This is a genomic window from Virgibacillus phasianinus (genome assembly GCF_002216775.1).
GTDB classification, from domain to species: domain Bacteria; phylum Bacillota; class Bacilli; order Bacillales; family Amphibacillaceae; genus Virgibacillus_F; species Virgibacillus_F phasianinus.
The window spans coordinates 459,963-472,755 of record NZ_CP022315.1; the positions used below are offsets into that span (position 1 = coordinate 459,963).

The 12,793-nt window shown below is 39.7% G+C and carries 11 protein-coding genes; 5 read left to right on the forward strand and 6 right to left on the reverse strand.

What is annotated here, in order from left to right:
- Positions 1-33: 33 nt before the first annotated feature.
- Entirely contained in the window at positions 34-1,200 is a 1,167-nt protein-coding gene (locus CFK37_RS02315) for an LL-diaminopimelate aminotransferase (protein WP_089060385.1), read from the reverse strand.
- A gap of 122 nt (positions 1,201-1,322) precedes the next feature.
- Complete coding sequence (locus tag CFK37_RS02320) at positions 1,323-2,903, reverse strand: Na+/H+ antiporter NhaC family protein (RefSeq protein WP_089060386.1); 1,581 nt, start codon at positions 2,901-2,903, stop codon at positions 1,323-1,325.
- 211 nt (positions 2,904-3,114) lie between these two features.
- Between CFK37_RS02320 and kynU the strand changes: the two genes are divergently transcribed.
- The 5 genes from kynU (at position 3,115) to CFK37_RS02345 (ending at position 8,790) form a co-directional block, all read left to right on the forward strand.
- Positions 3,115-4,407 (forward strand): kynureninase, encoded by a 1,293-nt coding sequence (kynU, locus tag CFK37_RS02325; RefSeq protein WP_425445368.1) that lies wholly within the window; start codon positions 3,115-3,117, stop codon positions 4,405-4,407.
- On the forward strand, positions 4,407-5,051 hold the full coding sequence (gene kynB / locus CFK37_RS02330) for an arylformamidase (protein ID WP_425445357.1): 645 nt from the start codon (positions 4,407-4,409) through the stop codon (positions 5,049-5,051). Before kynU ends, kynB begins: the two co-directional genes overlap by 1 nt.
- Before the next feature lie 12 nt (positions 5,052-5,063).
- Positions 5,064-5,912, forward strand: a complete 849-nt coding sequence (gene kynA / locus CFK37_RS02335; protein ID WP_089060389.1) for a tryptophan 2,3-dioxygenase — start codon at positions 5,064-5,066, stop codon at positions 5,910-5,912.
- A gap of 116 nt (positions 5,913-6,028) precedes the next feature.
- The gene (locus CFK37_RS02340; protein ID WP_089060390.1) at positions 6,029-7,372 is read left to right on the forward strand and encodes a sodium-dependent transporter; all 1,344 of its coding nucleotides are present in this window, start codon (positions 6,029-6,031) and stop codon (positions 7,370-7,372) included.
- Between the two features lie 95 nt (positions 7,373-7,467).
- Positions 7,468-8,790, forward strand: a complete 1,323-nt coding sequence (locus CFK37_RS02345) for a CoA-disulfide reductase (RefSeq protein WP_089060391.1) — start codon at positions 7,468-7,470, stop codon at positions 8,788-8,790.
- Positions 8,791-9,153: 363 nt separating this feature from the next.
- Here the strand turns inward: CFK37_RS02345 and CFK37_RS02350 are convergent, their stop codons facing one another.
- The 4 genes from CFK37_RS02350 to CFK37_RS02365 all read right to left on the reverse strand — a co-directional run bounded on the left by CFK37_RS02350 (position 9,154) and on the right by CFK37_RS02365 (position 12,754).
- On the reverse strand, positions 9,154-9,825 hold the full coding sequence (locus CFK37_RS02350; protein WP_089060392.1) for a hypothetical protein: 672 nt from the start codon (positions 9,823-9,825) through the stop codon (positions 9,154-9,156).
- A gap of 164 nt (positions 9,826-9,989) precedes the next feature.
- Positions 9,990-10,655 (reverse strand): TerC family protein, encoded by a 666-nt coding sequence (locus tag CFK37_RS02355; protein ID WP_089063515.1) that lies wholly within the window; start codon positions 10,653-10,655, stop codon positions 9,990-9,992.
- 107 nt (positions 10,656-10,762) lie between these two features.
- Complete coding sequence (locus CFK37_RS02360) at positions 10,763-11,698, reverse strand: DMT family transporter (RefSeq protein WP_089060393.1); 936 nt, start codon at positions 11,696-11,698, stop codon at positions 10,763-10,765.
- Positions 11,699-11,713: 15 nt separating this feature from the next.
- The gene (locus CFK37_RS02365; RefSeq protein WP_089060394.1) at positions 11,714-12,754 is read right to left on the reverse strand and encodes a C45 family autoproteolytic acyltransferase/hydrolase; all 1,041 of its coding nucleotides are present in this window, start codon (positions 12,752-12,754) and stop codon (positions 11,714-11,716) included.
- Between the last annotated feature and the right edge of the window lie 39 nt (positions 12,755-12,793).

Below are 12,793 nucleotides of genomic sequence, written 5' to 3' on the forward strand. Positions count from 1 at the left end.
GCCAATTTACTCACCTCATCTTTTACACTGTGCCTAAAATATAGACATGCTTTTCATCCGTTTGATCACTTCATCCAATCTGTTACTGGTAACGGACAATGCAATTCGGATATACCCTTTTCCCACCGAACCGAATGCTGAGCCGGGCGTTACAATAACGCCCGCATGCTCAAGCAATTGATTGGCAAATGATTCAGATGTATATTTATTTGGAACCTTTGCCCATACAAATATTGTTCCCTTTGGCCTTTCAGCCTCTATTCCTAGTTCATGGAAAGCTTTAAGCAGCTTTTCCATGCGTTCCTGATATACCTTATTATTTGCTTTTACAGTTTCAAGGTCACTCTTCAATGCTGTTGCTGCCGCGCGTTGAATGGGAAGAAACTGACTTGTATCGATGTTACTCTTCAACGTGGATAAAGCTTTTACTACTGTTTTGTTGCCAACAAGATATCCTATGCGCCAGCCTGTCATATTAAAACTCTTTGATAATGAGCCAAATTCAACCGCGTAATCTTTCGCCTCGGGCGCTTGCAGAATACTTGGTGCCTGATAGTCGTCAAACGTCACCAGGTCGTATGCTGCATCATTTGCAACAATCATTTGATGATTTCTCGCAAATGACACCGCTTTCAAAAATACGCCAGAATTAACAGTGGCCGCTGTTGGATTACTTGGATAATTTAAAAACATTAGCTTAGCTTTTATTGCATCGTTTTTTGACACCTGATCAAACAACGGTTGATATCCATTCACGGCGTCGAGAGGCAAATCTACACTATTTGCACCTGCAAGATGCACGGCAGTACGATAAACTGGGTATCCCGGATTTGGAACCAGCACTGTATCACCGGGGTTAACTACTGCCTGCACCAAGTTGGCAATTCCTTCCTTTGAACCAATTAGTGCCAGGACTTCCGTGTCAGGGTCCAGATCCACTTTATAATGATCCTTATAAAAGTCAGCTACCGCCTGTCTGAACTCCTTTACACCGCTGTAAGTGGAATAGCGATGATTTAACGGATTTCTGACTTCCTCCACCAATCGATCAATCACAAATTCTGGTGTCGGCAAGTCAGGTGCACCGATACCAAGGTCAATCACATCTACGCCTTTTTCTTCAAGCGCCTTTTTCTTTTTTTGAAATTCCGAAAACAAGTAAGGTGGTAATGTGTTTATTTTCTCAGAAACAAACGCCATCATTATCCCCCATATTTCAATTAATGAAACGCCATTTCACGCCTATAGAATCAGTATAAATCAGTGATCTAAAATTTGCAATTGTTTATAATATACAGTTTTCTGGTTATCCAGCAAATCCTTTACTGGGCAACGCTTTCCTCTGAATTTAAAACTTTTTCTGGCTTTTTTAATGTAAAAAATAAAACAATCAAGCCGAGAATAACTACCGCAAGCCCTACCCATACATTCCCAGTAATGCCAAGCACTAAATAGCCAAGACCTGACAGCCCTGCTGCTAATAAAGCGTACGGTATTTGTGTTGTTACATGATCCATATGGTCGCAATTTGATCCTGTTGACGACAAAATAGTAGTATCAGAGATTGGCGAACAATGGTCGCCAAATACTGCACCTGCTAAAACTGCTGCAAGCATTGGAAGAAGCAATGTTGGATCGGCAGCAGCTGCAATTTCACCTGCAATTGGAAGCAATATCCCAAATGAACCCCAGGAGGTACCGGTCGCAAATGCAATAAACCCTGCCATTACAAATACAATGAATGGTAAAAACATAATACTTAGATTAGACGATTCTACCAGACCAGCAAGATAAGTTCCTGTCCCAAGTTCCCCAATCAATGTAACAATAACCCATGCAAAGATTAGGATAGAGAATCCCGGGATCATTGACTTTGCGCCTTCCCACAGGCCAAGTCCAAAATGCCTGCCAGACAAATTTTTACTCCGAACATGTCTTACAAACAGGATAAACGTCAACAGAAGTCCTGTAAGACCACCATATAGAAGTGACTTTGGTACGTCGGCACTCCCAAAAATATTGATTAACGTCGCTTCCCCCTCAACTGCTTTACTTCCAGTCCAATAAATAAACCAAAGCGTAGCAAAAAATAAAACTATTATTGGGGCTACTAAATCACTGATTCGTCCAATTTTACTTATTGGAAGATTGGATGCGGTATCGATTTTGTCTTTGCTATCTTTGCCCATCACCTGTCCTGTTTTAGCTGCTAGATTTTCATGTTTTTTCATCGGCCCGAAGTCTGCCTGTCTGATTGCAATGACAAACACAACACCTAGCGCCGCCCAAACGTAAAAGTTCATCGGAATGATTTGAATAAATGCACTAAATGCACTGTATTCCGTGATATTGTTCGTTGCAAGTACTGTTCCGATCAGGCCGATTATATATGCGCCCCAACTTGAAACAGGGGCAATTACACATACAGGTGCCGAAGTAGAGTCTACAATATACGAAAGTTTCGCCCTTGATACCCGGTGTTTATCGGTAACCGGTCTGGCCACTTGCCCAACAGTTAAACTATTGAAATAATCGTCCACAAAAACAATGATTCCAAGGATTGCTGTCATCACCTGAGCGCCGATACGTGTCTTTACCCGTTTAATCATCCATTCACCAAAGGCCCTAGTACCACCCATCATACTAATGAACGCTGTTAGAATTCCAAGGATTAGCACGAACAGCAGGATAAACACATTCCATTGATTCAAGTGCCCATCAGCAACAAATACACCTTTAAACGCATCCCAAATAATAGTCAGTGAAGCCAATACGTCGAAACTTTTAATGAAAAAAGCTGCAGCAATTATCCCAACACCAAGTGACAGCAGTACACGCTTTGTAAGTAGCACCATGATAATAGCTAATAATGGCGGTACCAGTGACCAAATTGTATTCTCCATGGTCGCCCTCCTCAGATTCATTTTTTAAACGCACTATCACGCTATCCTCCTCCCCAAATATTAGATTATTCATAGTATTCGATGCACATTTAGGAAATTCCTCTTTTACAGTGGAAAATTCCCGGCGGAAAAGTTAAACTTTTCACATCATTTTTTGACACTTATCAATGGAAAATATATAGTTTAGATATCTATTAAAACCTAACTATCAATTAAAAAGAGGTGCTTACCGTTGAATACAGAAAGAACATATGCACAATTTTTAGATGAACAGGACGATTTACTGGGATTTCGGGATGAATTCCACCTTCCATATGGAACGATATATTTCGATGGAAATTCACTGGGACTACTGTCAAAACAAGCAGCGGATTCCCTGGAAAAATTACTAGACTCCTGGAAAAGGCATGCCATCGATGGCTGGACAGAAGATGTGGAGCCTTGGTTCTATCTATCAGAAAAGCTTGGGAAAATGACCGCCCCTTTAGTTGGTGCAAGAATGGAAGAAGTGATTGTTACAGGTTCGACGACAACCAATCTCCATCAGCTGGTTTCAAGCTTCTATAAACCACATGGGAAGAAAACAAAAATTCTGGCAGACGCTTTAAACTTCCCGTCTGATATATATGCGCTAAAAAGCCAATTAAAATTAAAAGGATATGACCCAAATGAGCATTTAATCCAGGTGCAAAGCAGTGACGGCAATACCTTGAATACAGCTGATATCATTAAAGCAATGACGGATGATGTTGCATTAATCATGCTGCCTGGTGTTCTGTATCGCAGCGGCCAAATTTTGGATATGAAAACACTCACAAGAGAAGCCCATAAACGCGGAATCGTGATTGGTTTTGACTTATGTCATTCCATTGGCTCTATCCCGCACCACCTATCCGACTGGGGAGTTGACTTTGCATTTTGGTGTAACTACAAGCACCTTAATGGCGGCCCGGGATGTGTTGCTGGCTTATATGTAAATAAGAAGCACTTTGGAAATGAACCTGGCCTTGCGGGTTGGTTTAGTTCATCAAAAGAAACACAATTTGATATGTCGCATACACTTACCGCTGCTGAAGATGCCGGTGCATACCAAATTGGGACACCTCATGTGCTGAGTGCTGCACCCCTGCTGGGATCATTGAAAGTTTTCCAGGAGGCTGGTATCGACCGCGTTCGCAATAAATCCTTACAATTAACGAAATATATGATGGAACTTATTGAAGTCGAGTTGAAAGACTATCAATTTACTATTGCCAACCCAAAAGATGATGCCGTGCGTGGTGGTCATATTTATTTGGAACATACGGAAGCTGCCCGTATATGCAAGGCATTAAAAGCAGATAAGGTTATTCCAGATTTTAGAACGCCAAACGGAATTAGACTCGCCCCGGTAGCACTTTATAACACGTTTGAAGAAGTATGGGAAACTGTTCAGATTTTAAAAACAATCATGCAGGAAGAACGATACAAAAAATACGAAAATAAACGAGGTGTAATTGCATAATGACGAATGAATGGATTGATGTTTCGCAACCATTAACAAATGATATGGCACATTGGCCTGAGGATACACCTTTTTCCTATTCACTTACAATTGCTAAACAGGATTCTGGTTCTGTCAATATTGGGCAGATAACCACAAGTGTGCATACCGGTACACATATCGATGCACCATTTCATTTTGATAATGATGGTAAAAGGATTGATGAACTAGACGTTAATCTGTATGTGGGTGAAGCAATTGTTCTCGATGTGGGAAATGTACAGGAGATCACCGTTGAAACCTTAGGCAACTTTTCATTTGATGGAGTTACACGTGTATTATTAAAGACTTCACTGCCAAATGACCATACACGCTTTCCTGAACAAATTCCTAACCTCGATCCACGGATTGCGGACTTCTTAGCGGAAAAAGGAATCAAACTAATTGGCGTAGATATGCCTTCTGTCGATGCACTTGACAGCAAAGAATTACCTACACACCATGCACTGTATACTAATGGAATTCATATTTTAGAGAATTTGATGCTTGATAACGTAGAACAGGGTAACTACGAATTAATTGCACTGCCACTCGCAATTAAAGGTGCGGACGGCAGCCCGGTTCGCGCAGTACTACGGAAAAAAACGGAAACGGATCACAATTAGGAGGTCATCACCATGACAGACTCGCATGAAAACAATGCATTCAAAAAAGAAAAAGGCATCCACACAGATTTTATTGAAAAAATGACTTACGGTGACTACTTGCAATTGGATTCATTGCTGTCCAGTCAAAAAAGATTATCCAATCATCATGATGAAATGTTATTTATTATCATTCATCAGGTTAGTGAACTATGGTTGAAATTGATTATACATGAAACACAGGCAGCAATAGATGCGATTAATGAGGATGATTTAAAGTCATCTTCGAAAATGCTGTCACGTGTATCGAAAATTCAAACCCAAATTATTCAGGCGTGGGACGTACTTTCCACCCTTACACCAGCAGAATATATGAAATTCCGTGATAAGCTAGGCAATGCTTCAGGGTTCCAATCCTATCAATATCGCCTGGTTGAATTTGTTCTCGGCTACAAGACTCCATTCATTTTAGAAATTTACAAGAAAGATCCTGAGGTCCATGCTCTTTTGGAAGAAGCCTACCATAAGCCCGGTCTTTACGACGTTGCTATTCAAGCTCTAGCTAGAAACGGTTTTGAAATTGATAACGATATATTAAATCGTGACTTCTCAGAAACTTATACCGAAAATGATTCTGTCGAAAATGCTTGGCTTGAAGTCTATAAAAATGTTGATGATAACTGGGAACTCTATCAGCTAGCAGAAAAGCTTGTTGATGTGGAGGACTGGTTTCAGCAATGGCGTTTCCGCCACATGAAAACAGTGGAACGAATTATCGGTCACAAGATTGGTACCGGTGGCTCGTCTGGTGTCGGTTATTTGAAAAAAGTTTTGGACCACTATTTTTTCCCGGAATTGTGGGGGATCCGCACAAAAATCTAATTCCCGGTTCTGGCTGAGAGCCAGGATTTTTCTACCATGTTCTTCTTTAGTCTTGTACTAACCCATAAGAACATGGTATTTTTATTAGATAATTAATATGATAAAGGAGTTAATGTATGAGTAAAAAACAAGATCAGTGGTCATCAAAGATTGGATTTATTTTAGCATCAGCAGGAGCAGCAATTGGCCTTGGGGCCATATGGAAATTCCCATACATGACGGGAATGAATGGTGGCGGCGCATTTTTTTTACTTTTCATTGGCTTCACAATCATCATCGGATTACCGCTGTTAATTGCTGAGTTTGTCATTGGCCGCGGTGCACAAAAAGAGGCGATCAGCGCCTACAAAAAGCTCGCACCAAATAGTGGCTGGTCCATTGTCGGGCGTTGGGGTGTATTTGGAGCATTTCTGCTTATGTCATATTACAGTGTCGTGGGTGGATGGGTCCTTATTTATTCTGCCTTGTCCATTCCTGGAATGATCATAAAAGACAGTGCAAATTATGAACAACTATTCGCGTCTATAACTGGTAATCCATTAATAACAATTATGGGACTTGCACTATTTATGCTGCTGAATATTATTGTCGTTTCATTTGGGATTAAAGATGGAATTGAACGTGCCAGTAAAATACTTATGCCATTATTATTTGTCTTTTTTATTGTACTGGTTATCAGAGCGGTTACCTTTGAAGGCGCAATGGAAGGCCTGGAATTTTTCCTTAAACCGGATTTCTCAAAAATCACTGGGGAGAGTGTCCTGTATGCTTTAGGCCAGTCATTCTTCTCACTTGCGGTAGGTATTTCTGTGATGGTAACGTATAGTTCTTATCTGGGTAAAGACGTTAGTCTGCCAATGTCGGCAGGTTCCGTTTCAATAATGAATATTATTGTATCGTTATTGGCAGGGTTAGCTATCTTCCCAGTAGTATTCTCATTTGGATTAACCCCGGCGGAGGGACCAGGTCTATTATTTATGGTTTTACCGGAGGCCTTTGCACTGATGCCTTTTGGTGAGGTATTCTTAAGCTTATTCTTATTGCTATTCTTATTCGCAGTACTTACTTCATCGTTTAGTATGCTGGAAATCATAACATCCGCCTTTACAGCCAATAAGGATCGGTCGCGAAAAAAAGTTGCAGCTATTGCAGGGTTTATTATTTTCATTGCTGGTATCCCTGCTGCTTTATCATCAAGCACACTGGCAGACCTTAAAATTTTTGATTTAACCATTTTTGATGCGAGTGATTTTCTAGTGAGCAATATTTTATTACCTGGTGGCTGCTTAATGATTTCCTTGTTTATCGGGTTTAAAATGAACAAAGTACTAATGGAACAGGAATTCACCTATAGCAGTCAGCTATCAGGCAGCTGGTTCCAGTTATGGTTTCAGCTTATGCGGTTTGTTGTTCCAATCACAATCATTATTGTCTTTCTCGGATCACTCGGAATCTTGTAGACATTAGAAGCACTGATAAATTCAGTGCTTCTTTTTAGCTTATAATCAAATACAAACGGGTAGAATAAAAGAGAATGAAAGGAGTGTGTGTCAAATTGGGAAATAAAGTAGTTATTGTTGGTGGGGTTGGCGGTGGAGCAACTGTTGCTGCCCAAATTAGACGAATGAATCAGGAAACGGAAATTATTCTTTTTGATAAAGGTAAACATATTGCTTTTTCCAATTGTGGAATGCCTTATTACATCGGAGGAGTTGTGGAGCGCGATAATCTCTTAAAAGATGCAAAGGATTTCGCTGAAAAGTACAATGTAAATGTACATACAAATTCCGAGGTTATTCATATTAATCGTGCAAAAAAGGAAATCACTTATCAGGCAGGTGATCACCATTATCAAGAATCGTATGATACGCTGATCCTTTCACCTGGCGCCCATGCATCAGAACCTGACTTGGAGGGATTAAATAAGGAAGTCACATTTCCACTTCATACAATATCGGAAATGGATGCAATTCATAATTTCATTGATAAAAATAAACCGAAAACATGTGCCATCATCGGCGCCGGATTTGTTGGTCTAGAAATGGTTGAAAATTTGCAAACACTTGGGATTGACTGTACAATAATCGATCGGTCCAAACAGGTGATGAAACTTGTTGATCTTGATATGGCTCAGATGATTCAGGAACATCTGCAGGCAAAAGGTGTCAGGCTTGTTCTGGATGATGGAATTAAATCTTTCGCAAATGAGGGGCGAACACTGCAGCTAAGCAGTGGCAAAAGCATGCAGGCGGATATGACCATTTTAGCAGTCGGGATAACACCAAACACGAAATTGGCAAGCGATGCAAAATTGCAAATTGGTGATTTAGGCGCAATCGCCGTCAATGAATATATGCAGACAAATGACCCAGCTATTTTTGCACTAGGAGATGCGGTTGAGACTTCCGATTATATGACCAGCACAACACGCCATGTCGCTCTTGCATGGCCGGCACATCGACAGGCATTCATTATTGCAAGTTACCTGAATGAAAACAAGATTCCATATCAGGGAACACTAGGATCGGCAATATTTAAAGTATTTGACCTTAGTGTTGCTTCCACGGGGCATTCAGCAGCAGCCCTAGATGAACTAGGAATTGATTACCAGGAAGTAAAACATGAAGCATTATCACATGCAGGGTATTATCCCGGAGCTGAAAAAATCTGTATCAAAGTTTTAGTTGATAAAACGAAGCAAACAATTCTTGGCGCTCAGGTAATTGGTGAAAATGGTGTTGACAAAAGACTGGCAGTTTTAGCAACAGCAATAAAGGGCGGGCTTACTGTCACAGATTTAACAGAATTAGAACTCGCATACTCCCCACCCTACTCATCACCAAAAGATCCAATTAATATCATTGGTTATAAAGCTTAATTTAGTAATCTTATTTCGCAGTCGATATAAACTACGACGTAACTATAGGAGTATAAGTCCACCGCAGCTTAAAAAACACAGCGCTTTCATGGCCTCCTCGAGCTTAAGCTGAGGGCACTGAAAAAGGTATAGTTAATACACAAATAGGTGGATCTATCATCGCAACTTGAATATACTTCGCTTTCCGTGGTGGTCGCTGGACCACCAAACATGATTATTAGAATACGTCGCATTTTAAACCCAATGAGAAGTAAGGTCTATAAATATAGCCATGAAAAAATCCGGACTAATACAAATTCTAATAAAGAATTTTGAATCATAGTTCGGATTTCTCTTTGACTAAAACACTTTTGTCACTGCCTCTTATAGGTCTTCTTCAGAACGATAGATTAGTGTAAACTTTTCTTCATCTACCAATTCACTCACATGGACGGTTACCCCATGTCCAAAAATAACCTCACCGTCCGTCATTGCAACAATCATCGCTTTTGTCTGACTTATATTATCCAAATAAATATCGCCAACAACAGGTCGCATCTGGGAATCAGTATCTTCTAAGTTACCAAGTGCTTCATCATCTGCTTCCTGTGTTGAGGATACCAAATTTTTGTCTAAGTAGGCTATATCCTGGCTGTTCTCCAATTTCCCTGGAACTAATAGAACATACTCATTATGTTTAACTCCATTATCACGAGTTGTAACAACATTACCATCTTCAACATTGTCTACTTTTTCGATTTCATTTAATGAATAATGATCAAGGAAATCTGGTGCTGGCTTTACAATTAAAATATAGTCCCCAGCTTCAGGTCGTTTATTTTGGTCAATGGTATATCTTTTCCCGTAGAAAATAAACGAATCCAAATGCTTAGGTTTGTATAACTGGATATCACTAGCCTTCGATAATACTTGCTGCATGTCCTTCAGTCTGTATAAGTGAACAGACTTTTTGAACATGGCCTTAACGGAATAAACCTTGTGCAATTCATTATTATAGTAAACAAATTGCCCCTTTCTAACTTGAAAAAGTTTCATTTAATAGCCTCCTATAACAAAATCAGCTTAATTTTAAATAAGAATTATATCATTATTCTTTTTCCCATTATACCCTAGTATTAAAACATATATGAAGAATTTATATCAATTTTTTAGTAAAAAAAAGAAGCCAATACTGATAGCTTCTCACTTAAGTAACTTACTTATGCAGTTTTCTTATTGCGTATATATCCAACTAATAATAGTCCAAGTGTAATAACAGCGATGATGGCGTACATTACTGGTCCATTATTAAGGTTTAACCAATCAATGATAAACTCGTCACCCGTTATCATCTGCCCTGCTGTCCAGGCCAGAATTCCTGCACCAACATAGGCAATCCACGTGTACTTGTCCATTACTTTGACGATCAGTTTGGACCCAAAAATCATAATTGGAATACTGATTAATACACCAATTGCGATCATTCCAATGTGGCCATGGGCTGCTCCAGCAATTGCAACTACATTGTCCAGGCTCATTACTGCATCAGCCATTATAATTGTTCCAACTGCCTTTGGAAGCGTACCTTGTGATTTGATATTGGCTTCCGGCTCATCATCTACTAATACATGATAGGCAATCCATAGAAGTAATAAACCGCCAACTAAATGAACAAGTGGAATTTGTAACAAATAAACAATGATTGCTGCAAATATTATTCGTAAGATAACTGCTCCACCTGTACCAATAATAATTGCTTTATTTTGCTGTTTTTTTGGTAATCCTTTCGTTGCCATGGCAATAACAATGGCATTGTCGCCTGAAAGCACAATGTCCAGTGCAATAATTTGCAATAATGCAAGTAAGGACTCTTGTGTTAATTCAATTCCTAACAAAGTATTGCCACCCTTCTACTTTCAACAGTATAATTATACTATTTTAAGGTGAATTGTAAAGTAAATACTGTGTATTTTAGTAGAGAACATTTAGGTTTTTAACTTCTATTACCCGCAGAATGCCGTTTTCGATAATTAATAGCAACGATTCCTATCGCAACAAGCAGAAGTGCTCCAAGTATCATCGAGTTTAGGTTTTCATTTGGAATGAAAATTGCCGATAAAATTGTCCCGGCAACTGGAGTAACAAATTTATAAATACTGATTTCGCCAGCTTTATTGTATTTTAACAATGAATACCACAAGGCGAACGCAACCGCTGATAAAACAGCTGCATAAATTAACAGACCTAAACCAAGTGATGTAAACACCATTGCATCAGATTTCATTTGTGGCAGTCCAAATGCCAACATGAGCACGGATCCAAACGTGAGCTGCCAGCCCGTCAATGCAAATGGATGGATACCAACAGCAAGCTCTTTTGCCATGATTGTCCCTACCGCTCCAGTTAACGCTGCTAAAATCATGAATCCTTCTCCTTTCAATTCAAACCCTAATTGAAAGGATTGACCCCAATTTGCTACAACTATCCCTGCGAAACCAGCAATAAGCCCAATCATCTTCGGTATATTCAATCGGTCGTTCCGGTAAAAGAAATGGGCAAGTATCACCGTAAAAAAGGTGCCGCTCGATACCAAAATAGCGCCCTTCATACCGGTTGTATTAGCGAGTCCATTGTAGAAAAAATAGTAATGAATAGCGGTTTGAATAATCCCAAATAGAATGAGAAAAAGAACCTGCCGCTTTGTAACAAGCAGCGCTTTCCGATTGACAATAAAAAGGCCTACTAACAATATTAGCCCGGCTAACAAGAAACGCAATCCTGCAAAAACGATTTTTGCGATTGTATCTTCCGGTACCATTTGCAGCTCCGTATAGCTTACTTTTAAGACCGGGAATGCGCTCCCCCATAGCAGCGAGCAAAATATTGCGATTGTAATTACCGCCCATTTTGTAGTTAAATACTTCTTCATTATGACACCTCAATATTAATACATATGAGCAAACGGTAAATCGGTATCAACCTGACCTAAAATGCGTGTAGTTGTTATCCTTTCGCCACTCATCCATTTCTTAAAATCAAATATTACTGGTTCACGGTTACCGCCAAGGGCAAACCATACTTTTCCTTCTTTTGGGAAATAGCCCGACGTATGAATGGTTCCTGACCAATTTCGATAATCGTCAGAGAAAACCCCTTTATCCAAATCATTCATCATACGAAATGCCTGGTACTTATCCGTCACATTCCCTTTGCTTTCATTTATTGCCTGCATTCTTTTATATGAATCAGCCAAATGATGACGATTTTCGTGTTTTAGCAATTCAAAGTGATTTGTACAAACGTTTGATTGGTATTCCTCTACCCCACGTGGTGTCGCCTCTACAACGTAGGTTACCCCATTTTTATCCAAAACAGTATAGGTAAATGAATGACGGTGCGGAATTTCTTTCAGCATTGCCACCGCTTCCTTCACGCTGGCGCAACGTTCCAAAATAATGCGGCCAATCATGTTACAAATAAACCCGTCACCCGGTTTTTTTCGATGAATAAAGTTATACCCCATAGCTAATCCCTTTTCATTCATCCCATCCATTCGTCCGGTAATACGCTGGGATGGGCCAATTACAGCATAACCGCCATCATTTGGCTGATAAATCATCAATCGCCCTTCATATGTCCTGGGGTGATAATCATAGTTTCTAATCATATAGTCGGTATTTGTGAATATGGAGCACCCTGAACGAACATATTCCAATCTGTAGCCACCAAATTCCTTTAAAACATCGTCTATTGTCCATCCTAATCCGTCCCTAAGGCCAGCAAGTTCGTCCCATATTCTCGGTGCAAATGGTCCAAGTGCTTCCTTTACTGATCGTTCATCGATAATAAAACGGGCTTTGCGCGTCTTCCATTGTTTTGTTCTGTTTTTTATAATCGGCGAATTCTTTAATTCTTCGCCCTGATAGAATCCAAAATCATAATGACTTCCGCGAAATTGTCTAATGTCACTATATATTTTTTTCATTTGTATTACCCCATTTATTTATTGCTATTAACAGTTTAA